Origin of the sequence: Bacillus sp. FF-1 (assembly GCF_028548245.1) — a bacterium.
GTDB lineage: Bacteria > Bacillota > Bacilli > Bacillales > Bacillaceae_G > Bacillus_A > Bacillus_A paranthracis.
The window spans coordinates 785,327-807,057 of the sequence record NZ_JAQQGG010000001.1; the positions used below are offsets into that span (position 1 = coordinate 785,327).

Consider the following 21,731-nt stretch of genomic DNA (forward strand, 5'->3'; position numbering starts at 1 on the left):
ATTACGATGAAAATTAGTAGCCGCTTTTCCATAGCTGTTCATATTTTATCTATTTTGAAAAACAATCCATCTTCACTTTGTACTTCAGACTATATGGCTGAGAGTGTCAATACAAATCCAGTAGTCATTCGTAAAATGATGTCGTACTTGAAACAAGCTGGCTTTGTTTACGTAAATCGTGGACCGGGTGGCGCAGGTTTACTAAAGGATTTACATGAAATCACATTGTTAGATGTGTATCATGCAGTGAATGTAGTGGAAGAGGATAAATTATTTCACATTCATGAGCAACCGAATCCAGATTGTCCAATTGGGGCGAATATTCAAGCGGTGTTAGAAATTATTTTAATTCAAGCACAATCCGCAATGGAAGAAGTTTTGAGAAATATTACGATGGGGCAGCTGTTTGAAACTTTGCAAGAAAAAATGAATGCTTAAATCATATTTATATTTTTTTAATATTAATGTAACTTATATAGTTACAACTATAAAGGTAAGGTGTAAAAGTTATGACTGTAAAAATGAAAGTATACTCAGATTTTATATGTCCATTTTGTTTTTTAGCAAAAGGTCCATTAGATGAAGTAGCGAAAGAGAAAGATGTAGAAATTGAATGGATGCCATTTGAATTACGTCCAAGTCCATATTCAAAAATAGATCCATGGAATGAGCCAGAAAAATTAGGTTCATGGGATGCTTTCATTCTTCCGACAGCGAAGAAGTTAGGAATTGATATGCGTTTGCCACGTGTTTCTCCGCATCCATATACACATTTAGCTTTCGAAGGGTGTCAATTTGCGAAAGAACGTGGACTAGGTAATGAGTATCATCACCGCGTATTCACAGCATTTTTCCAAGAAGAGCAAAACATTGAAGATATTGATGTGTTAACAAAATTAGCGGTAGAAGTGGGACTTCCTGAGGCGGAATTTAAAGATGCTTTAGTAACTCGTAAATATAAGGAAAAGCATCAAGAAGCAATTCAGCACGCATATGATGAAGCGAATATTATGGCTGTTCCAACTGTCATGATTGGAGATGAAATCATTCAAGGGCTTGCTAGTAAAGAAACGCTACAAAGGGTCATTGATAAAGAAATTGAAAAGGATAAAACAAATTCATTTGAAGGTATGCAATGTAATACCGATGGATATTGCTAATTCGCTTGTTATGAAATAACAAAATAAATTATAAAACAAACATTTGGAGGAATTAAAATGTCAGCAACTACAACAAACTTAAAAGAAGCAATCGTGAACCGCCGTTCCATTCGTAAAGTAACAAAAAATGATGCAATTACGAAAGAAAGAATTGAAGAAGTGCTAAAAACAGCTTTACACGCACCAACATCTTTCAACATGCAAAGTGGTCGTATGGTTGTATTAATGGATGGGGAGCATGAAAAGTTTTGGGATATTGTGAAAGAAACATTAAGAGCCCGCGTACCAGCAGAAAACTTTGAAGCGACTGTTGAAAGACTAAAAGGTTTTCATGCAGGTGTAGGGACTGTACTATTCTTTGAAGATCAAGCAACTGTAGAAAAAATGCAAGAAAACGCACCATTATATAAAGATCAGTTCCCATTCTGGTCTCATCAAGGAAATGCAATGTTACAACATACTGTGTGGATGTTATTATCTGCTGAAGGAATTGGGGCATCATTACAACATTACAACCCAATCGTAGATGCTGAAGTGAAAGAAACTTGGAATATTCCAGCAGAGTGGAGCTTAGTAGGTCAAATGCCATTTGGTGAACCAAACGAACAACCAGCAGAAAGAACGTTCTTGCCTACTGAAGATGTAGTGAAATTTTATTAAGAAATACAATATGTAATGAGAAGGAAGCTGTGCTTAAAAACAGCTTCCTTTTTTGTAGTGGTGTTAATTTATGCGCATTTAGGGAAGAAATATAAGAAATAATCCGGTGAGAAGGGAGCTAGAAAAATGAATGGTGAGAAAAAATATACAGTGGTAGGTACTGATGTCGAGGAAGTAAAGCGTTTAAATAAAAATTCAGGGTTAACGTATAATCAAGTGAAAGAAATGTTAGCGAAGCAAATGCAAAAAAAGAAGTAATTAGATTGAAATCTTTCATTTTTTCATTTGGCATTTCGATTGGAGAGAGTTAAGTAAAAAGTAACTCTCTTTTTCGTATAACGAAGCACCTTATAGAGTGGAGGAAGCAACATGAAGAAATGGGTAAAGGGAACGCTGTCTATCGCTGGAGGCGTTGTCTTATTAGCGTGTGCCGGCGGATATTACATGTATAAAAATTATTTTCCAAAGGAACCTGAGCGTATTGTATATGATAAAGAAAGAGTGCTACAACCGATACATAATCAGCTTAAAGGAATTAATATAGAAAATGTAAAGATGAAAGAAAAAGAAGTCGTAAATGCGACTGTAGATGAGCTTCAAAAAATGATTGATGATGGAAAGTTGTCATATGAAGAATTAACGAGTATTTATCTCTTTAGAATACAAGAACATGATCAAAATGGAATAACATTAAATGCTGTTACAGAGATAAATCCTAATGCGATGGAAGAAGCAAGAAAGTTAGATCAAGAGCGAGGTAGAAACAAAAAGTCGAATTTATATGGTATTCCTGTCGTTGTAAAAGATAATGTACAGACGGAAAAAGTGATGCCGACTAGTGCAGGAACATATGTGTTAAAAGATTGGGTTGCAGATGAGGATGCGACGATTGTGAAAAAGTTGAAAGAAGAAGGTGCTTTTGTTTTAGGAAAAGCGAATATGTCTGAGTGGGCAAATTATTTATCCTTTACAATGCCTAGCGGATATAGCGGGAAAAAAGGACAAAATTTGAATCCGTATGGTCCGATTACGTTTGATACATCAGGATCAAGCTCTGGATCTGCTACAGTAGTTGCGGCAGATTTTGCACCGCTTGCAATCGGGACAGAAACGACTGGATCAATTGTAGCACCAGCGACGCAGCAATCAGTAGTTGGGTTACGTCCATCACTAGGTATGGTGAGTAGATCAGGCATTATTCCGTTAGCTGAAACGCTTGATACAGCAGGGCCGATGGCAAGAACGGTAAAGGATGCGGCAACGTTATTTAACATAATGGTAAGTTATGATGAAAAAGATGCTATGACAGAAAAAATGAAAGATAAAGAAAGAATGGATTATACGAAGGACTTATCAATAGACGGTTTGAAAGGGAAAAAAGTAGGAGTACTATTTTCAATAGATCGACAAGATGACAATAGAAAAGAAGTAGCACAAAAGATAAGAAAAGACCTTCAAGATGCAGGTGCAATAGTGACTGATGATATTCAGTTAAACGCTGAGGGTGTAGATAATCTACAAACATTAGAATATGAATTCAAACATAATGTTAACGATTTTCTTTCAAAGCAAAAAAATGTACCGGTAAAATCGTTAGAAGAGATTATAGCGTTTAATAAAAAGGATAGTAATAGACGAATAAAATATGGACAAACATTAATTGAGGGATCTGAAAAATCTGCTACAACGAAAGATGAGTTTGAAAAAGTAGTGCAAACGAGTCAAAAAAATGCAAGAAAAGAGCTAGATAGATATTTAGTAGAAAAAGGTTTGGATGCTCTAGTTATGATTAATAACGATGAAGTTCTTCTATCCGCTGTAGCTGGTTATCCGGAATTAGCGGTTCCTGCTGGATATGATAAAAATGGAGAACCAATCGGTGTAGTGTTTGTAGGGAAACAGTTTGGTGAAAAAGAGCTTTTCAATATTGGATATGCGTATGAGCAGCAGTCTAAAAATAGAAAACCACCTAAATTGTAAAAGGTTAAACGAAAAAAAGAGCTCAACTGAAGTAAGTAGGTGGGCTAATATAAATAGAATCTAACAATATAAAAAGAAAAAAAGGATTCTTTCTAATTAGTAAGAAAGATTGTCTATAGAAGTTCATAAAATGTAATATATTCAATTTCCATCCATTGAAGGGGGAGGTTAAATCTTAATGAATGAAGTGAAAAATTTTTTTCGAAGTAGAGGGTTTCAACGGTTTCTCGTTTTAATAATAGTAGCGCTTGTATTATATGGATTAAAAAGTATGATCAACTTAATATTAATTACGTTTATACTGACATTTTTAATGGATCGATTTCAACGTTTTATTTCAAAAAAATTGAAAGTGAACCGGAAAATTGTTATCGCCTGTTTGTATATCATATTAGTTTCCTTTATTGGCACGACATTGTATAAATATTTACCTGTGTTAACGATACAAATTTCGCAATTGATTTATCAATTTAAATTGTTCTTTCAAAACCCGCCTGATAATGAAATCATTAAATATGCACTTTCGACAATTAACGGAATGGAAGTATCAAAGTATATAGAACAAGGTGTAGATGTCATCTATCAATCGATAGCAAATATAGGGAAGGTAAGTTTACAAATATTATTGTCTCTCATATTAAGCTTATTTTTCTTATTAGAGAAGGAGCGTATTATTACCTTTACTTCTAAATTTAAAGAGAGTAAGCTAAAGATTTTTTATGAGGAAATCGCATATTTTGGCGAAAGGTTTGCAAGATCGTTCGGTAAAGTAATTGAAGCACAGTTTTTAATTGCGGTTGTAAATTGTATTCTTACTGTTATTGCATTAATTGTTTTAGGATTTCCGCAGCTTCTCGTATTAGCTGTTATGATTTTTCTACTAGGGTTGATTCCAGTTGCAGGTGTGATTATTTCTTTATTTCCACTTAGTATCATTGCTTATAACGTAGGCGGAGTTATGTACGTTGTATACATACTTATTTTCATTACAGTCATCCATGCTCTTGAAAGTTATTTTTTAAACCCGAAGTTTATGTCTGCGAAAACGAATTTACCAATCTTTTATACATTTATAATTCTCATCTTTTCAGAACATTTCCTTGGAATATGGGGGCTTATTATCGGGATACCAATCTTTATCTTTTTCTTAGATGTACTTGATGTAAATAATGAGGAATCGATTAAAAAATAGAAAATAAAGTAAAAAGCAATCCGAAATAATTTGGATTGCTTTTTGCTATACATATTAAAGAACAGGAGCCATTGTTTCTTTCAACACTTGAACTGAGTGATCGAATTTTAATTCTTCGTCTTCACTTAATTCTACTTCTAAAATTTCACGAACCCCGCCGCGATTTAAAACAGCAGGTACACCAATATACACATCTTTTTGACCATATTGACCTTCTAAGTAAGCCGATACAGTTAATACACTATTTTCATCATTTAAAATCGCTTTAGTAACACGTAGAAGTGACATACCGATACCGTAGTAAGTTGCACCTTTTCGCTCAATAATATGGTAAGCTGCATCACGAACGTTTATGAAGATTTTGTCTAAATCTTCTTGATTATACGTATTGTCTTTTTCAAGCAGTGTTTGTAGTTTTTGAATACCAACTGATACGTGACTCCAAACAGGAAGTTCCGTATCACCATGTTCTCCGATAATATAAGCATGAATGTTGTGTGGACCAATATTGAAGTACTCACCTAACATATAGCGGAAACGAGCAGAATCAAGTGTTGTGCCAGAACCAATTACGCGTTCTTTCGGTAAACCAGATTCTTTCCAAGTTACGTAAGTTAAAATATCGACAGGGTTAGTTGCGATTAAGAAGATACCATCAAATCCGCTATCCATAATACTGCGCACGATTTGTTTAAAGATTTTTGCATTTTTCTCAACTAAATCTAAACGTGTTTCGCCTGGCTTTTGTGGTAATCCAGCCGTAATGACTACAAGGTCAGCATCTTTACAATCTTCGTAGCTACCTTTCCATACTCTAGTTGGAGCTGGAGCAAATGGAACGGCATGACTTAAATCCATCGCTTCTCCTTCAGCTTTTGCTTCGTTTACATCAACTAAAACAAATTCTTCAGCTACAGCTTGGTTAATCATGCAGTAAGCATAACTACATCCAACTGCTCCTGTTCCGACTAATACAACACGGTTAATACCTTTTTTCATTTCAAAATTCCTCGCAATTTCATTGATTTTATTATGTAAGATAATACGTCTTACTTCTATAGATTCATATCTAGTTTATTACATTTTATAAAAGATATTCAAGTATTTGAAAATGTATCCGTGCAATTTCTTGCATAAAACATAGGAAGTAAGTTAACCGAATATAATGCAATAAAATCCTTTATTGAAGGGGAAAAGGCCATGATGCAGCCATTAACGATGGAAAGAATGCTCCATATTATTCATGTGGGGCTCGTTAAAACGAAGGAGCCAAAACAGATTATTATTGTTGGTGCAGGAATTTCAGGATTAGTTGCAGCATCGTTATTGAAAGAAGCAGGTCATAACATAACAATTTTAGAAGCGAATAATCGAATAGGCGGAAGAATATATACGATACGTGAACCGTTTAGCAGAGGTTTATATTTTAATGCAGGACCAATGCGAATTCCTGATACACACAAGTTAACTTTAGCTTACATTCGTAAATTTAAATTACCGTTAAATCTTTTTATAAATAAAACCGCTTCAGATATTATTTATACGAATAATATTAAAACGAGATTAAGCATATTCGAAAAAAATCCAAGTATACTTGGATATCCTATTTTAGAGAGGGAAAAAGGTAAAACGGCAGAAGAGTTAATGTTAGAGGTATTAGAACCGATTCTAAATTATATTAAGAAAGATCCTAATAAGAATTGGAGTATTGTTGAGAAAAAGTATAAAGCATATTCGCTCGGCACATTTTTAACTGAATATTATTCAGACGGTGCAATAGATATGATTGGTGTACTTCTTGATATGGAAGCGTATATGGGAATGTCTTTAATTGAAGTATTACGAGAAATGGTCTTCTTTACTTCAACGACGAAATATTATGAAATAACGGGCGGGATGGATGCATTACCAAAAGCATTTTTATCGCAGTTAAATGAGAATATATTTATGCGGTATAAGGTTGAAAAAATTATACAAGAAAATAGCAAAGTGATGATGCAAGTAAACTATGAACAAACTATTGAGAGATTTATGGTTACAGGTGATGTTGCAATTGTTACGATCCCATTTTCAGCTTTACGTTTTGTTGAAATTCAGCCTTACAATCTATTCTCTTATTATAAAAGACGAGCAATTCGTGAATTAAATTATATTGCTGCAACTAAAATTGCGATAGAGTTTAAAAGTAGATTTTGGGAGAAAGCGGGACAGTGTGGAGGTAAATCTATTACAGATTTACCGATACGGTTTACATATTATCCGAGTTATGGCATTCATACACCAGGGGCAGCTATCGTTTTAGCGAGTTATACGTGGGCAGATGAGGCGTTAACATGGGATAGTTTACCGGATAGAGAACGCATTCGTTACGCATTAAAAAATTTAGCAGAAATATACGGTGATATCGTCTATAGTGAGTTTGTTACGGGAACATCTTTTAGCTGGAGTCAAAATCCGTATTCTTGCGGTGCATTTACAGCTTTTGAACCAGGTCAAGAGCTCGAGTTATTTCCGTATATTACACCACCATCTGGAAAAGTGCACTTTGCAGGAGAGCATACGACATTAACACATGGGTGGATGCAAGGAGCAATAGAGTCTGGAATTCGAGTTGCATATGAAGTAAATGAACAGTGAAGATATATTTACAAATCACGACTCTTTTAATAAAATAATAAATATAAATCGTAATTATTACGCTTTGAATGCGTTTTGAAATAAAGAAATGGATGGTAGATCAAATGAATAAAGTAGAAATTCATATATTAGGTGGCTTTTTAGGTAGCGGAAAATCAACATTATTACAAAATTTATTGTTAGCGGAGAAAAAGAAGAATAGAAAAGTTGCAGTGTTAATGAATGAAATTGGTGAATACTCAGTAGATACAGATATTATTGGAAAAGAGAATGTTTTAAGGGAACTTCTTAAAGGGTGTATTTGTTGTACGTTAAAAGAAGAGCTTGAAATACAATTACATTCGTTATATCAGCAAGAAAGACCAGATGTCATTTATATAGAAACGACAGGTGTTGCGCATCCAATTGAAGTGTTAGATGCATGTGTATCACCAATTTTAGCACCTTTCTTAGAAGTGAAATCAATAGTAGTCGTTTTAGATGCAGTAAGGTGGTTAAATCGAAGTATATTAAGTGCAAATGTGCAACAGCTACTGCATGAGCAAATGAAATTTGGTAGCCATATTTTAATTAATAAATCAGATTTACTAACATTTGCGGATAAGAACAAAGTAATTGAAGACGTGAAAGCAATAAATAATCATGCAAAATTGTTTGAAACAAAATATTGTAATATATCTTTAGAAGATATAGAAGAAGCTGAATTTATGAATGATGGGGAACATGAGACACTACATGTCAAACAGCATTTACATATACAAACGATGACATATCAATTTACGAAATCGATTGATCAAGACAATTTATATGAATGGCTTTCAAATTTACCAGATAGTATTTATCGTGTAAAAGGATTTGTGAAATTCCATGGAGATAAATACCCGCACCTATTCCAATATTCATTTGGGGTACCAACTTTACTGGAACAAGACTTCGGTTTCCCGACGAACTTAGTAGTAATAGGGGAAGGGCTAGATAAGAAACAATTGGCTGAAGGATTAGAGAAAGTAGAAAATAATTCTAATTAAGATGAAAGGCCTAACTTATTTTTAAGTTAGGCCTTTTGTATGTAGAAAAACACTTGCAGATTTTGTCTAACGGTAATAATTGTAAAATTCAGAAATTTATTTATAATCAAATCTAAGAGGTGATTCAGGTGTCAGAAAAAATAATAATGGATGTAAAAAATCTAACAACAAAAGGGTTAGAAACGAGAGAGAAATTATTGTGTGCTGCAGAAGAGATATTTGGTAGTAAAGGATATTACGAGGCTTCTATCGTGAATATTACACAAGAAGCAAAGGTAGCACACGGAACTTTCTATAATTACTTTCCATCTAAAAAAGATATATTTGATGAATTGATTCGCAGATTGAACCGTGAGTTACGCTTAATTATTAAAGAAGAAATGAAGGGAATATCAAGTTATGAAGAGGCACAAAGAAGAGGTTTTCAGGCTTTTTTTCGGTGGGTGAAAGATCGACCTAATCTATATAATATTGTACAACAGGCAGTAGTTGTTGATGATAACTTATATAGATGGTACTATGCAAAGCTCGCAAATGGATTTTTAAAAAGTTTATCGGCTGGTATGGAAGCGGGAGAGTTTAAACAACTTGATAAAGAAACAATTGCGTATTGTCTTATGTCAATTGGGCAATTTCTAGGAATGCGATGGGGTTATTGGGAAGAGAAAGATGTTCCGGAAGATGTATTTGAAGCAGCGATGTCATTAATATTTGAAGGATTGAGAAAGAGATAAAGGAGTGGGGGAAATATGCAGGGCATTGCTTATTGGATTGAAAAACGGTCCTATTTACATCCAGATCGCATTGCCATTATTACAGAAGAGGAGGAAATGACATATAAACAGTTACATGAGTATGTAAGTAAAGTAGCAGCCTATCTAATTTATGACTTGAATGTGCAAAAAGGAGAAAGGATAGCCATTTTATCACAAAATAGCTTGGAATATATTGTACTTTTGTTTGCTATAGCAAAAGTAGAATGTATTGCTGTTCCACTTAATATACGGTTAACAGAAAATGAACTTATCTTTCAGTTAAAAGATAGTGGAACTACAGTTTTATTTGTAGAGGAAACCTTTCAAAATATGGCACTGTCAATGCATAAGGTATCGTATGTTCAAAGAGTTATTTTGATTAAAAGTTTAAAAGAAATAGAAGATAGAAAAAGTGACAACCTTGAAGAGATAAATGAAAGCGCATCCTTTATTATATGTTATACCTCAGGGACAACGGGAAAACCGAAAGGAGCTGTACTTACACAAGACAATATGTTTTGGAATGCGCTTAATAATACATTTGCGATTGACTTAACTATGCACGACCGCTCTATTGTATTATTACCTTTATTTCATATTGGTGGAATTGGTTTATTTGCATTTCCAACTTTATTTGCAGGCGGTGTAATCATTATTCCAAGAAAATTCGAACCAACCACAGCTCTTTCCATGATAGAAAAACATAAAGTGACCGTAGTGATGGGAGTACCTACAATTCATCAAGCATTAATGAATTGCGAAAAGTTTGAGACTACAAATTTACAATCAGTTCGCTGGTTTTATAACGGTGGTGCCCCTTGTCCAGAAGAGTTGATGAGGGAATTTATAGATAGAGGATTTTTATTTGGTCAAGGCTTCGGTATGACTGAAACATCACCAACCGTATTTATGCTTTCAGAAGAAGATGCAAGACGGAAAGTAGGCTCGATTGGGAAACCTGTTCTGTTTTGTGAGTATGAACTTATTGATGAAAACAAAAATAAAGTTGAGGTTGGTGAAGTTGGGGAGTTACTAATAAGAGGACCGAATGTAATGAAAGAGTATTGGAACCGGCCAGATGCAACAAAAGAAGCGATTCAAGATGGTTGGTTATATACGGGTGATTTAGCTAGAGTTGATGAAGATGGTTTTGTATACATTGTCGGTAGAAAAAAAGAAATGATAATTTCCGGTGGTGAAAATATTTATCCACTTGAAGTAGAGCAAGTCATTAATAAGCTTTCGGACGTATATGAGGTAGCGGTCGTTGGTAGGCAACATGTAAAGTGGGGAGAGACTCCAATCGCCTTTATTGTGAAAAAGAGTAGCAGTGTATTAACTGAAAAAGAAGTCATTGAGCATTGTCGTTTATTTCTAGCAAAATATAAAATACCGAAAGAAATTGTTTTTCTAGAGGAATTGCCAAAAAATGCAACTGGTAAAATTCAAAAAGCACAGTTAGCAAATCAATTGAAAAGCAGGTGAAGAGATGACGGTATATATCACTGGTCAACAGGCGTCATGTAGTAAAACAATTACAGAAACAGATTTTGTATTATTTGCAGGTTTAAGTGGGGATTTTAACCCAATCCATATTGATCATGAGTATGCGAAACAAACTAGATTTAATCAAAGAATAGCACATGGTTTACTAACTTCTAGTTTATTATCGCAATTGCTTGGTATTCATTTACCTGGAAAAGGATCCGTTTACATGGAGCAAACTATTAAATTTACAGCACCAGTTTTTATAGGAGATACAATTACAGCAACGGCTACAGTACAAGAATTTATGATGGAAAAGAGAGTTTTGAAATTGTTAACAGAGTGTCATAACCAAAAAGGAGATTTAGTATTAACAGGTGTAGCTACAATGATGGTGCCAAAAGAAGGAGGGGTATTCTAATGAATATTGGGATTGAAGCGACTGGTGTTTTCTTCCCAAAAGACGTAGAGACGGCTGCAGACCTATCTAAAAAAACAGGTATTCCTGAGCATATTATTATAGAAAAGTTTGGATTATATGAAAAACATGTCGCAGATGAAACGATGCATGCATCAGATTTAGCTATTGCTGCTGCAAAACCAATATTATCACAAGTAGATCCTCAATCTATTGATGTAGTCATTTATTTTGGCAGTCCACATAAAGATTACCACGTATGGTCAAGTGCCCCAAAAATTCAGCATGAACTTGGATTGAAAAATGCTTATGCTTTTGAAATTATGAATGTTAGTTCTTGCTTTCCTATTGCTCTCAAAGTCGCAAAAGATATGCTCTACTCCGATAACTCAATTGAAAATATATTATTAGTAGGTGGATGTAAAGAATCTCAAATTGTAGATTATGATAATCCACGTTCGCGTTTTATGTTTAATTTCGCTGATGGCGGAAGTGCAGCTTTAGTGAAAAAAGACGCTAGAACCGGTGAAATATTAGGAAGTGCGATTATAACAGATGGTTCATTTCATGAAGATGTTCGTATTCCAGCAGGTGGATCGAAGCAGGTTGCGAGCTACGATACAGTTGAGAATCGACAGCATTATATTGATGTAATAGATCCTATTAGTATGAAAGAACGTCTAGATCGGGTTTCAATCCCTAATTTTGACAAGGTGATTCGGGAGGCGTTAAGAAAAAGTGGGTTAACTCCTAAAGATATTAAAGTATTGTTACCACTGCATACAAAACGTTCTATGTTAATAGAATTGATACAGGGGCTAGGGCTAGCAGAAGAACAAGTTGTATATTTAGATCATTATGGACATATGTCAGCGCTTGATCCTTGCATTGGTCTTCACTTTGCAAATGAACAGGGGAAATTACAGGCCGGAGATATTGCAGTAGTAGTTAGTGCAGGGACTGGGTATACGTGGGCAGCTACTGTGATTAGGTGGTGAAAAATACTAAATGAATATATGGGAAATGGAGGTATTTGGAAAGGGGCGGCGAATGTAATGGTACTTCATTAATTTTTTAATAAATTTGTTTGTATGATTCAAAGAAAAAGTCATAATTACGGATGGGGAATTTTGGCGTGTTTGATTCTATCAGAAAGAAAAGTATGGGGAGGATCACAATGTCGATGAAAAAACGTAAATGGCTAAAAATGATGGCTACTGGTTGTGTTTTAGGATCGTTATTCATAACGGCAGCTTGTTCAGGAAAGAAAACAAGTACAGAGGATGAAAAGACGATTAAGGTAGGGGTTCTTGCATCATTAACAGGTCCGTTAGAATCATATGGAAAACAAACAGTGAACGGATTTGAATTAGGGTTAGACTATGCGACGGATGGAACTGGGAAAGTGGAAGGAAAGAAGATTAAGTTTGTTGTAGAAGATACAGAAACAAAAGCTGATGTAGCGGTTAAAAAAGCTACGAAGTTATTAGAAGAAGAGAAAGTTGATTTTTTAGTCGGATCGTCTAGTTCAAGTGATACATTAGCGGTTTTACCACTAGCTGAAGAATATGAAAAAATAATGGTTGTAGAACCGGCGGTAGCTGATAGTATTACCGGTAAGAACTGGAATAAATATATTTTTAGAACAGGTAGAAATTCATCTCAAGATGCAGTCGCTGGTGCTGCAGCAATTGCTAAAAAAGATGTGAAAATAGCAACGTTGGCACAAGATAACGCATACGGCCGTGAAGGAATTGCGGCGTTTAAAGCTGGAGCAAAGAAATTAGGTGCGAACATTGTAAACGAGCAATATGCAGATACAAATTCGACTGACTTCACAGCTAATATTCAAAATATCATTAGCTCAAAACCAGATTATTTATTTATCGTTTGGGCAGGGGCGAATTCACCTTGGAAACAGTTGAAAGATATGAATGTGGAAGCGCAAGGTATTAAAATTTCTACAGGTGCACCAGATATACCAGCATTAAAAACGATGGATGCATTAGTAGGAATGCAAGGTTTTTCTGTTTATTATCATACACTCCCGAAAAATAAGGTGAATGATTGGTTAGTGGAAGAACATAAAAAACGATTTAATGGTGCGGTGCCAGATTTATTTACAGCAGGAGGAATGTCAGCGGCAATTTCAATTGTAGAAGCTTTAAAGAAAACAAAAGGTGATACAGATGTAGATACATTAATTAAGAAAATGGAAGGAATGGAATTTGATACACCGAAAGGAAAGATGAAATTTAGAGAGAAGGATCATCAAGCGATGCAGACGCTGTATTCTATCACATTGAAAAAACAAGATGGTGTTGATTATCCGGTGCCAGTGTTAGAGCGAGAATTAACGATGAAAGAAACAGAACCACCAGTTCAAAATAAATAGACTGAATTTTCTGTTGTTTACGTATAAAGAGGGGTACACCCTCTTTATACGTATTTCTTTCATACTGAAAGTTTTAAAGGGAGGGATTTCGTGACACATTTGCTAGAAACGAAAAATCTTAGTGTATCTTTTGGCGAGCATCATGTTATTAAAGATGTAAATTTAACTGTACAAAAAGGAAAACTCATTTCTATTATCGGGCCAAATGGTGCGGGTAAGACAACATTATTTAATTTACTAAGTGGACAGATTTCACCCACAACAGGTGAAGTGTATTTTAAAGGGCAAGATATTACAAAACTATCGATTTCAGATCGAACACGCTTAGGAATCGGTCGCTCTTTTCAGCTTACAAACATATTCCCAGAATTAACGGTACTTGAAAATGTCCGTTTAAGTGTTCAATCATTCGTACAAGATTACTATAGTTTTTTCCCGAGTCCAGCAAAATTAAAGCAACAAGTTGGAGAGGCGAGACGTTTCTTAAAAACAGTATTACTTCAGGAGAAAGAGAATGTATTAGCGAAAGATTTGGCACATGGAGAGAAAAGAAAGCTAGAACTTGCGATGTTATTAGCTTTAAAAACAGATGTGTTATTACTTGATGAGCCGACGGCAGGTATTTCGGTCGAGGAAGTCCCAGCTATACTACAAGTGATTGAAAATATTAAGAAACATCCAGAGAGTACAATTGTACTTATTGAACACAAAATGGATATGGTACTAGGTTTGTCAGACCATCTAATCGTTTTATTTCATGGAGAGTTATTGGCTGAAGGTTTACCCGAAGAAATTATGAAAGATGAGCGTGTACAAAGTGCTTATTTAGGGGGATTATATAGTGGCACTATTACAAGTGAATAATATAGAGACGTATTTAGATCAGTTTCATATTTTACAAGGGGTATCTCTTACTGTCGAGAAAGGAACGATTACTGTACTGTTTGGAAGAAATGGGGCAGGGAAGACTACGACGTTACGTTCGGTTATGGGGTTTCACCATATCGCACATGGTGAAATTTATTATGATCGTACACAAGTAAATGGATTATCTACACATTTAATTTCAAGGAAAGGGATAGGGTATGTACCAGAAAATCAAGGTATTTTTCACGATCTGACAGTAGAAGAAACATTCGCTCTTGCTAGAGGTAAGGGTGAAGAAGCGGAAGAAAAAATAGAATGGATGCTTGAACTATTTCCAGATTTAAAGCAATTTTGGCACAAAAAAAGCGGACTCTTAAGCGGGGGACAAAAGCAAATGTTAGCAATTTCAAGAGCATTTATTAATAGTGATGGTTTATTACTTATTGATGAGCCGAGTAAAGGCTTGTCTCCTATTATGATAGAAAAGTTAATGATAGCTATTTTGAAAATGAAGGAAAAAACAACAGTTTTACTCGTTGAACAAAATTTTATGATGGCTAGTCAAATTGGTGATTATTTTTATATTATGGATAACGGAAAAATTGTTCATAACGGTTTTATGCATGAATTAAAAGAGGATAAGGAAATGTGTCACAAATATTTAGGAATCTCTTAACATGAATCCGGGGTGAGAAGGATGGATGTGTTAATCAATTTATTTGTAAATGGGATTTCAACAGGGATGCTCATTTTTTTATTAGCATCAGGTCTTTCACTTATTTTCGGTTTAATGAGTGTTCTAAACTTCGCACATGGTGGTTTATTTGCGTGGGGAGCATTTACAGGTGTTTGGCTATTTAATATGACAGGGAGTTATGTGTTAGCTTTAATTGGAGCAATAGCTATGGGAATGTTCCTTGGATTTATTTTAGAAAGATTCCTTATTAGACCGGTATATGGAAATCATGTTCGACAGCTTCTTGTTACGCTTGGAGGAATGCTTGTACTTAGTGAATGTATTAAAGTATTTTGGGGACCAAATCCAATTGGGGCAAAGTTACCGTTATGGCTACAAGGAAGTTTTACATTTGGAGGCGTTATATTAATTAAATACCGTCTATTCGTTATCATAATTGGGGTTATCATATACATTGCATTATTATTATTGCTCAAAAAAACAAAGATAGGTCTTATGATACGCGCAGGCGTAATGGATAAAGAGATGGTTCAAGCGCTCGGTATTAACGTAAAAGCGATATTTTCTTTCGTCTTTTTATTAGGCGCAGGAATGGCAGCGTTGGGAGGCTTCTTATTAGCACCGTATTCAGGCGTTATTTTCGCCGAGATGGGTATGCAGTATGCGATTTTGGCTTTCATAGTAGTAATCATTGGAGGGTTAGGAAGCGTACAAGGTTCAGCAATCGCTTCTTTAATTGTCGGATTGGCGGGTGCTTTTACAGCGTATTTTATACCGGATTTATCACTTGCAATCAATATGTTAATGCTACTGTTTTTCTTAATCGTGAAGCCAAATGGACTTGTTGGTGAAAAGGGGTGAAATGGTGAACAGCACATCAAATCGAATTAAAGTATACTTCGGAGTATGTATGCTCATTTGTTTAAGTGTATTTCCATTCGTAAATGATTCACGGAGCTTGTTAATTTTGTTCACTCAAATCTTCATCTTTGCTATTTTTGCAATGAGTTTTGATGTATTGCTTGGATATACAGGAATTGTATCATTCGGCCATTGTATGTTCTTTGGAATCGGAGCATATGGCGTAGCACTTTTATTTGATCGACAAGGAGTATCCATAACGAACTTTTTAATAGGGATAGTAGCTGCAATTATCATTTCAGCCATTGTTAGTTATATAATTGGTTTGCTTTCTTTACGGCTGAAAAGTCATTTTTATGCAATGTTAACACTTGCTATTTCACAGTTGTTTTTCGTACTTGCTGAAAAATGGCGTGGGCTCACTCACGGAGGAGATGGTTTTACATTTGGTGTACCAGACGTATTTCGTGAGCGTTTTACGTTTTATTATGTAACACTTATATGTTTACTTATCATTTTTGTTCTGTTACGTCTTTTTACCAAATCTTCTATTGGAAAAGTATTAAAGGCAATTTCACAAAACGAGCAACGTGTTGAAGCACTAGGATATAAAGTTCTTCATTATAAAATTATTGCTAGCATTGTTGCAGGAGTAGTAGCTGCAATTAGCGGTGGTTTATTTGTTATTACACTGCGCTTTGTTAATACAACTGTATTTTCAATTGAAATGACATTAAATGCATTATTGATGACGATGATTGGAGGCGTTGGAACGTTAATTGGAGCCATTGCAGGAGCTGGAATTATTGAATCCCTAAAATATTATTTATCAGAACTAGCTACAGAGTATCCGATCTTTGAACGATGGACGATTATTCTTGGTGTATTGTACATTATCGTATTGCTAGTTTTCCCGAAAGGATTAGTTGGCACGGTTAAGGGACTGAAGAATATGAAACGGAATAAGAAGGAGAAAAGTGCAGAAGTGGAGCAAAATGTGTGAAAAATCAATTGTATAGAATATGAAAATCCCTCTTTTAGATTCGGAAAGGAGGGATTTTTATTGCTGTATGTAAATTTAGTTCTTTTATAAATATTATATTAATTAAATAGTTCATCAGGGATTTGTTTGATAGAATTTTGGTTCGTAAAGAAATGAACAGCTAATTTCTCAATTGGAACATCTTCAATTGGTACTAATTTATCATTTTTAATTGGTAAAAAGGCTATTCCTTTTCCGTCCTGAATAAACTCTTCTATAAGCGAATAAGAATCTAATTGTTGAAGTTGGCGCTGAGATAAATTATTTTCTTTTAGAAATTGTATCGTCTTATTCCTAAAAGGGCACTTTTTGTCATTACTAACGAAGAAGAGTTCCTTTGAAAATTCAATGGTACACTTTTCTTTCGGTTTTAATAAGCCGATAGAAATTGAAGTGGAAAATACTTTTTTAAACGATATGTCTGGGTAATCCTCATAAGTAATGACCATATCAACTTTTTGTTGCTGCAGTAATTTTTGCAAATGACTACTATTTTCTACATATATTTGATAACTCCTAAAATTTTCTTTAATGCGCTTGCTTACATAATTAGTCAAAATAGATTGTGACGTTGCGATTATATAAGAAGACCCACTTGTTTTAATTTTATTTTTTGCTTCTTCTACTAGCGTTAATATTTGATTTGTGTAGTCTAATAAAATGTCACCAGAAGGTAATAAAGAAACGCCTTTGTTATCTCTATGTAGTAAAGGTGTTTCTAACTCTTGTTCTAATTTTTTAATTCGCTCAGTTACGTTCGGTTGAACATACCCTAACTCTTTCGCAGCTTTACTAATAGAACCTTCGCTAGCCACAGTTTTGAATATAATAAGATCATTTATTTCCATTTATCACAGCCCCTTATACGATATCATTATAAATGATACCAAACATAATTTATACCTATTTTACGTTAGTCAATCATCGGTTTATCATTGTGTATATAAGATGGAAAGTGAGTGATAAACATGATTGGAATGCAATATAAGGTCATTTTGCCGAAATATTATGATATGGAGATTATTAAGAAAAGGGTAAAGGATAATGGGTATAAAACGGATGGTTTTCAAGACTTGAATTTTAAAGCTTATTTAATTACTGAGGCAGATAAGGACGGAAATTTCTATAACTGTTATGCACCTTTATATATTTGGAATGGTCATGAAGGAATGAACAAATTTATCTTTGAAGGGTATTACGATAATATTTTACAATCTTTTGGGTGGCAACAAATAAATATAGGTGTTCCATTAGTTGTTAATTTAAAAAATGATTTTAAGAAATGTAGATATGTTGTTGAATATGAAGGAAGTATTTCTCAAAGTGAATCATTGATTGGGACTCAATCTACCATTGTGGATCAAAAGGTAGAGAATTGTTTAGGCAATGTAATAGTATATAATCCAGATAAATGGGGATATAGTAAGTTTAATTTTTATGAAGAAAAGCCTGATATGATAACGAATAAAGGTACTACAGTATATGAGGTTTTGTACATTTCACGATGAAAATATGTTGAAGTTAAATTAAGAAAAAGGAATGAAAATATATGCCTTTTGTGAACGTTTATTATCATGAAAATATATTAAATGAAGAAGAATTGAAAAAGATAGGTGAATGTATTCATCTTTCATTAATTAAACATTTTAACATCCCTGAAAATGATTTTTTTGAAATGTTTTTACCTTATCAACAAAATCATTTTTTATATGATCCATATTATTTATTAGAAAGGGGAGAAAAGAGAACAGAGAATATGATTTATGTTTCTATTACATGTGGACCGGGAAGAACGATAAAACAGAAACGCGATCTGTATCAGTCAATATCTTTGAGGGTTTCTGAATGTTCTAGTATAAAAAGTGCAGACATTTTTATTACACTTAACGAGACAGCCGCTGAAAATTGGTCGTTTGGTCAAGGATTGGCGCAATTGGTAAAAGTGAAGGGGGAGTGAAATAATGAATGAATCCATTGAATATTGTATTCAAGAGAAAATGAGAGAAAAGGCACCTGCATTTGCTCATTATAGTGAAAAAATATTGTTCGAGGAAGTGTGGCGAGATGACACTTTAACATTAAGAGAAAGGAGTTTATGTACAGTGTCGGTATTAATCAGTCTTGGTAATACAGAACAATTACCATTTCATTTGCGACTGGCCAAACAAAATGGAATTAAAGAAAATGAAATGATTGCATTAATAACACATATGGCTTTTTATGTTGGTTGGCCCAAAGCAGTAGGCGCTTTACATATAGCAATGAATGATATGGAAAGTTAAGAATAACGATAAGAAAGAATTCATTTAAACATGAATTCTTTCTTATCGTTATTTATGTAATACTTTAATGAGATATTTTTCACGTTTTCTCTTGCTTTTTTATCACTTGCGTAGTAAAGTGATAGTAAGATTCACGATAGGAAGTGATCAAACATGCGTGATAATACGATAGGATCATTAATATGGTTACGTTTAATACGATTTACGAACCAAAGTAATCAGATGTCAAATGAGTTTTTAAAACGTTTTGATTTAACAACTGCTCAATTTGATGTGCTTTTGCAAATACGTACGTATCAACCACTAACACAAATGGAGTTAGCTGAAAAGGTAACTGTTACACAAGGCGGTATTTCTCGAATGTTAGCGCGTCTTGAAAAAGAAGGATATATTGTACGAAAACAAGATTGGAAAACGAAAACAATTAGTCTGACAGAGCAAGGGGAAGCTGCCTTAGAGAAAGCATTGCCAGAGCAACTTGCATTTCAATCATCGTTTTTTGATGACGTATTAAATGAAGAGGAACAGAAAATGTTATACGAGCTAATGACAAAGGTTCATAAGCATAGTGAAAAAAAAGAATTACCGCAAGAGTAATTTTTTTTACACTATCAATTGACTAATCAAGTGAAGTTATAGACAATAGGAAAATACATTTGACTTACAAACGTTTTTAAAAGAGAAACTAATAACACTTTATTAAAGGAGAGAGTAATGATGGAAAAATACCGTATGGATACAAGTAAAGGGATGGAGTTTGGATTATATTCGATTGGGGATCATGTTTTAAATCCGCATAATGGAGAGAAAATTAGTGCAGAACAAAGAATTCATGAATTAATTGAAACAGCAAAGTTAGCGGATGAAGCTGGACTTGATGTATTTGCTGTCGGTGAAAGTCATCAAACGCACTTTACAACGCAAGCTCATACAGTTATTTTAGGAGCGATTGCGCAAGCAACGAAAAATATAAAAATTGCAAGTTCAGCAACGATAATAAGTACATCTGATCCGGTACGAGTATACGAGGACTTTGCTACACTTGATTTGATTTCTAATGGACGTGCAGAAATTGTGGCTGGTCGTGGATCTCGTATTGGGGGATATAGTTTACTTGGTTATGATGTGAATGATTATGAAGAGTTATTTGAAGAGAAGATGGATCTTTTATTAAAAATTAATAAAGAGGAACATGTAACATGGAATGGACAGTTCAGAGCACCGCTTGCGCATGCATCGGTTATTCCAAGAGCTAAAAATAATAACTTACCAATTTGGCGTGCAGTTGGTGGCCCACCAGCTAGTGCGATTAAAGCAGGACGTGCAGGTGTACCAATGATGATAACAACACTAGGTGGTCCAGCTATTAACTTTAAAGGATCAGTAGATGCTTACCGTGAGGCGGCTGAGCAAAGTGGATTTAATCCAGCGAGTTTGCCAGTTGCAACAACGAGTTTATTTTATACAGCGAAAAATTCACAAGATGCACTTAGTGAATACTACCCTCACATTAATGCTGGTATGCTTACGCTACGCGGTGGTGGGTATCCGAAACAACAATTTACAAATGCAATAGATTACCGTGACGCGTTAATGGTTGGTAGCCCACAACAAATTATTGAAAAAATGCTTTACCAATATGAATTGTTTGGGCAACAACGCTTTATGGCAGAAATTGATTTTGGTGGCGTACCATATGATAAAATTGAGAAAAATATCGAGCTAATTGCTACTGAAATTTTACCGGCTATTAGAAAACATACAGCAAAATAAATAAAAAAATACCGAGAGTCCAATGGATTCTCGGTATTTTTTTATTTATTTTAGTTTGAAAAAATGACAAAAAAGTGAATTTTTAATCTGAAAAGAGGAGGTTATTTCCTATTTTTGAATAACAATATTTCATGTTTGAATTTTAGAAATACATTTTTCTCTTGACAAAAAAATAACGAAATTATCCATTGGTTAATAGGACATTTTTTCGTAGAAAAGTCAAGTGTATAAAGAGAGAAACGATTATTTTATTGATGCAAAGATAAGTCTCATATTAAAAAAACACATTTTATCGATGAGAAAAATCTAATTCAAAAAAATACCAAAAGACATATTTCAGACAAAATGATGTCAATAATACGTCAAAAATCAGCTGAATTTACTATGCAGGTATATTATACAATTCGATTAACGAATAAAACACTACAGAAATAGTGAAAAGGTAAAAAATAGCATTACAATAGTTTGAAAAACTGAAACTTCGTATTTTTCGACAATA

At 34.2% G+C, this 21,731-nt stretch carries 24 protein-coding genes; 22 read left to right on the forward strand and 2 right to left on the reverse strand.

Translation table 11 applies throughout. The features are described 5' to 3' along the window. The first annotated feature begins 6 nt into the window (after positions 1-6). The 6 genes from PQF83_RS04090 (at position 7) to PQF83_RS04115 (ending at position 4,992) form a co-directional block, all read left to right on the forward strand. Entirely contained in the window at positions 7-438 is a 432-nt protein-coding gene (locus PQF83_RS04090; protein WP_000704088.1) for an Rrf2 family transcriptional regulator, read from the forward strand. A 71-nt stretch (positions 439-509) separates the two neighbouring features. Continuing rightward, on the forward strand, positions 510-1,160 hold the full coding sequence (locus PQF83_RS04095; protein ID WP_000216672.1) for a DsbA family oxidoreductase: 651 nt from the start codon (positions 510-512) through the stop codon (positions 1,158-1,160). A 57-nt stretch (positions 1,161-1,217) separates the two neighbouring features. Then, positions 1,218-1,820 (forward strand): nitroreductase family protein, encoded by a 603-nt coding sequence (locus PQF83_RS04100; RefSeq protein ID WP_001277021.1) that lies wholly within the window; start codon positions 1,218-1,220, stop codon positions 1,818-1,820. Positions 1,821-1,946: 126 nt separating this feature from the next. After that, positions 1,947-2,078 carry a hypothetical protein gene (locus PQF83_RS04105; RefSeq protein WP_001012837.1) on the forward strand — a complete coding sequence of 44 codons (132 nt, stop codon included), beginning with the start codon at positions 1,947-1,949 and terminating at the stop codon, positions 2,076-2,078. 111 nt (positions 2,079-2,189) lie between these two features. Next, positions 2,190-3,800, forward strand: a complete 1,611-nt coding sequence (locus tag PQF83_RS04110; protein ID WP_000759429.1) for an amidase family protein — start codon at positions 2,190-2,192, stop codon at positions 3,798-3,800. 178 nt (positions 3,801-3,978) lie between these two features. Beyond that, positions 3,979-4,992 carry an AI-2E family transporter gene (locus PQF83_RS04115; RefSeq protein WP_001006585.1) on the forward strand — a complete coding sequence of 338 codons (1,014 nt, stop codon included), beginning with the start codon at positions 3,979-3,981 and terminating at the stop codon, positions 4,990-4,992. A gap of 54 nt (positions 4,993-5,046) precedes the next feature. Here the strand turns inward: PQF83_RS04115 and PQF83_RS04120 are convergent, their stop codons facing one another. Then, on the reverse strand, positions 5,047-5,991 hold the full coding sequence (locus PQF83_RS04120; RefSeq protein WP_000715326.1) for an L-lactate dehydrogenase: 945 nt from the start codon (positions 5,989-5,991) through the stop codon (positions 5,047-5,049). Between the two features lie 201 nt (positions 5,992-6,192). On the opposite strand from PQF83_RS04120, the gene PQF83_RS04125 reads away from it, so the two are divergent. The 11 genes from PQF83_RS04125 to PQF83_RS04175 all read left to right on the forward strand — a co-directional run bounded on the left by PQF83_RS04125 (position 6,193) and on the right by PQF83_RS04175 (position 17,138). Continuing rightward, positions 6,193-7,629, forward strand: a complete 1,437-nt coding sequence (locus PQF83_RS04125) for a flavin monoamine oxidase family protein (RefSeq protein WP_000983545.1) — start codon at positions 6,193-6,195, stop codon at positions 7,627-7,629. A gap of 104 nt (positions 7,630-7,733) precedes the next feature. After that, entirely contained in the window at positions 7,734-8,657 is a 924-nt protein-coding gene (locus PQF83_RS04130; protein ID WP_001044949.1) for a CobW family GTP-binding protein, read from the forward strand. Between the two features lie 128 nt (positions 8,658-8,785). Beyond that, positions 8,786-9,391, forward strand: coding sequence for a TetR/AcrR family transcriptional regulator (locus PQF83_RS04135; protein WP_001290794.1), 606 nt, complete (start codon positions 8,786-8,788; stop codon positions 9,389-9,391). Between the two features lie 15 nt (positions 9,392-9,406). Continuing rightward, positions 9,407-10,897, forward strand: a complete 1,491-nt coding sequence (locus PQF83_RS04140; RefSeq protein ID WP_001161515.1) for an o-succinylbenzoate--CoA ligase — start codon at positions 9,407-9,409, stop codon at positions 10,895-10,897. Positions 10,898-10,901: 4 nt separating this feature from the next. Further along, positions 10,902-11,318, forward strand: a complete 417-nt coding sequence (locus PQF83_RS04145) for a MaoC family dehydratase (protein WP_000219483.1) — start codon at positions 10,902-10,904, stop codon at positions 11,316-11,318. Further along, positions 11,318-12,313 (forward strand): 3-oxoacyl-ACP synthase, encoded by a 996-nt coding sequence (locus tag PQF83_RS04150; protein ID WP_001020496.1) that lies wholly within the window; start codon positions 11,318-11,320, stop codon positions 12,311-12,313. The genes PQF83_RS04145 and PQF83_RS04150 overlap by 1 nt, the downstream gene beginning before the upstream one ends. 179 nt (positions 12,314-12,492) lie before the next feature. Next, positions 12,493-13,710: a substrate-binding domain-containing protein gene (locus PQF83_RS04155; RefSeq protein ID WP_000061985.1), complete on the forward strand. Its 1,218-nt coding sequence runs from the start codon at positions 12,493-12,495 to the stop codon at positions 13,708-13,710. Between the two features lie 90 nt (positions 13,711-13,800). Next, positions 13,801-14,574, forward strand: coding sequence for an ABC transporter ATP-binding protein (locus tag PQF83_RS04160; RefSeq protein WP_000149327.1), 774 nt, complete (start codon positions 13,801-13,803; stop codon positions 14,572-14,574). Continuing rightward, positions 14,552-15,253: a branched-chain amino acid ABC transporter ATP-binding protein gene (locus PQF83_RS04165; protein ID WP_001196704.1), complete on the forward strand. Its 702-nt coding sequence runs from the start codon at positions 14,552-14,554 to the stop codon at positions 15,251-15,253. Before PQF83_RS04160 ends, PQF83_RS04165 begins: the two co-directional genes overlap by 23 nt. Before the next feature lie 21 nt (positions 15,254-15,274). After that, positions 15,275-16,135, forward strand: a complete 861-nt coding sequence (locus PQF83_RS04170; RefSeq protein ID WP_000382789.1) for a branched-chain amino acid ABC transporter permease — start codon at positions 15,275-15,277, stop codon at positions 16,133-16,135. Between the two features lie 49 nt (positions 16,136-16,184). Further along, complete coding sequence (locus PQF83_RS04175; RefSeq protein WP_001997236.1) at positions 16,185-17,138, forward strand: branched-chain amino acid ABC transporter permease; 954 nt, start codon at positions 16,185-16,187, stop codon at positions 17,136-17,138. Positions 17,139-17,236: 98 nt separating this feature from the next. On the opposite strand, the gene PQF83_RS04180 is transcribed toward PQF83_RS04175, so the two are convergent. Beyond that, on the reverse strand, positions 17,237-18,025 hold the full coding sequence (locus PQF83_RS04180) for a LysR family transcriptional regulator (RefSeq protein WP_000405016.1): 789 nt from the start codon (positions 18,023-18,025) through the stop codon (positions 17,237-17,239). 120 nt (positions 18,026-18,145) lie between these two features. On the opposite strand from PQF83_RS04180, the gene PQF83_RS04185 reads away from it, so the two are divergent. The 5 genes from PQF83_RS04185 (at position 18,146) to PQF83_RS04205 (ending at position 21,232) form a co-directional block, all read left to right on the forward strand. Beyond that, positions 18,146-18,685, forward strand: coding sequence for a DUF4865 family protein (locus PQF83_RS04185; RefSeq protein ID WP_000579921.1), 540 nt, complete (start codon positions 18,146-18,148; stop codon positions 18,683-18,685). A gap of 41 nt (positions 18,686-18,726) precedes the next feature. Then, complete coding sequence (locus PQF83_RS04190; protein WP_001117244.1) at positions 18,727-19,134, forward strand: tautomerase family protein; 408 nt, start codon at positions 18,727-18,729, stop codon at positions 19,132-19,134. Position 19,135: 1 nt separating this feature from the next. Then, a complete protein-coding gene (locus PQF83_RS04195) occupies positions 19,136-19,459 on the forward strand; it encodes a carboxymuconolactone decarboxylase family protein (protein ID WP_000980847.1) in 324 nt (107 codons plus the stop codon). A 153-nt stretch (positions 19,460-19,612) separates the two neighbouring features. Further along, entirely contained in the window at positions 19,613-20,056 is a 444-nt protein-coding gene (locus PQF83_RS04200) for a MarR family winged helix-turn-helix transcriptional regulator (RefSeq protein WP_001205511.1), read from the forward strand. Positions 20,057-20,176: 120 nt separating this feature from the next. Beyond that, positions 20,177-21,232 (forward strand): LLM class flavin-dependent oxidoreductase, encoded by a 1,056-nt coding sequence (locus PQF83_RS04205; protein WP_000417578.1) that lies wholly within the window; start codon positions 20,177-20,179, stop codon positions 21,230-21,232. The last annotated feature ends 499 nt before the right edge of the window (positions 21,233-21,731 follow it).

Bases quoted from the DNA above. Each gene is read 5' to 3' on its own strand.
- PQF83_RS04125 (WP_000983545.1), top strand. From the start codon at position 6,193: ATGATGCAGCCATTAACGATGGAAAGAATGCTCCATATTATTCATGTG.
- PQF83_RS04130 (WP_001044949.1), top strand. From the start codon at position 7,734: ATGAATAAAGTAGAAATTCATATATTAGGTGGCTTTTTAGGTAGCGGA.
- PQF83_RS04190 (WP_001117244.1), top strand. From the start codon at position 18,727: ATGCCTTTTGTGAACGTTTATTATCATGAAAATATATTAAATGAAGAA.
- PQF83_RS04200 (WP_001205511.1), top strand. From the start codon at position 19,613: ATGCGTGATAATACGATAGGATCATTAATATGGTTACGTTTAATACGA.
- PQF83_RS04185 (WP_000579921.1), top strand. From the start codon at position 18,146: ATGATTGGAATGCAATATAAGGTCATTTTGCCGAAATATTATGATATG.
- PQF83_RS04100 (WP_001277021.1), top strand. From the start codon at position 1,218: ATGTCAGCAACTACAACAAACTTAAAAGAAGCAATCGTGAACCGCCGT.
- PQF83_RS04180 (WP_000405016.1), bottom strand. From the start codon at position 18,025: ATGGAAATAAATGATCTTATTATATTCAAAACTGTGGCTAGCGAAGGT.
- PQF83_RS04150 (WP_001020496.1), top strand. From the start codon at position 11,318: ATGAATATTGGGATTGAAGCGACTGGTGTTTTCTTCCCAAAAGACGTA.
- PQF83_RS04155 (WP_000061985.1), top strand. From the start codon at position 12,493: ATGTCGATGAAAAAACGTAAATGGCTAAAAATGATGGCTACTGGTTGT.
- PQF83_RS04095 (WP_000216672.1), top strand. From the start codon at position 510: ATGACTGTAAAAATGAAAGTATACTCAGATTTTATATGTCCATTTTGT.
- PQF83_RS04115 (WP_001006585.1), top strand. From the start codon at position 3,979: ATGAATGAAGTGAAAAATTTTTTTCGAAGTAGAGGGTTTCAACGGTTT.
- PQF83_RS04110 (WP_000759429.1), top strand. From the start codon at position 2,190: ATGAAGAAATGGGTAAAGGGAACGCTGTCTATCGCTGGAGGCGTTGTC.
- PQF83_RS04120 (WP_000715326.1), bottom strand. From the start codon at position 5,991: ATGAAAAAAGGTATTAACCGTGTTGTATTAGTCGGAACAGGAGCAGTT.
- PQF83_RS04205 (WP_000417578.1), top strand. From the start codon at position 20,177: ATGGAAAAATACCGTATGGATACAAGTAAAGGGATGGAGTTTGGATTA.
- PQF83_RS04140 (WP_001161515.1), top strand. From the start codon at position 9,407: ATGCAGGGCATTGCTTATTGGATTGAAAAACGGTCCTATTTACATCCA.
- PQF83_RS04105 (WP_001012837.1), top strand. From the start codon at position 1,947: ATGAATGGTGAGAAAAAATATACAGTGGTAGGTACTGATGTCGAGGAA.
- PQF83_RS04170 (WP_000382789.1), top strand. From the start codon at position 15,275: ATGGATGTGTTAATCAATTTATTTGTAAATGGGATTTCAACAGGGATG.
- PQF83_RS04145 (WP_000219483.1), top strand. From the start codon at position 10,902: ATGACGGTATATATCACTGGTCAACAGGCGTCATGTAGTAAAACAATT.
- PQF83_RS04090 (WP_000704088.1), top strand. From the start codon at position 7: ATGAAAATTAGTAGCCGCTTTTCCATAGCTGTTCATATTTTATCTATT.
- PQF83_RS04175 (WP_001997236.1), top strand. From the start codon at position 16,185: ATGCTCATTTGTTTAAGTGTATTTCCATTCGTAAATGATTCACGGAGC.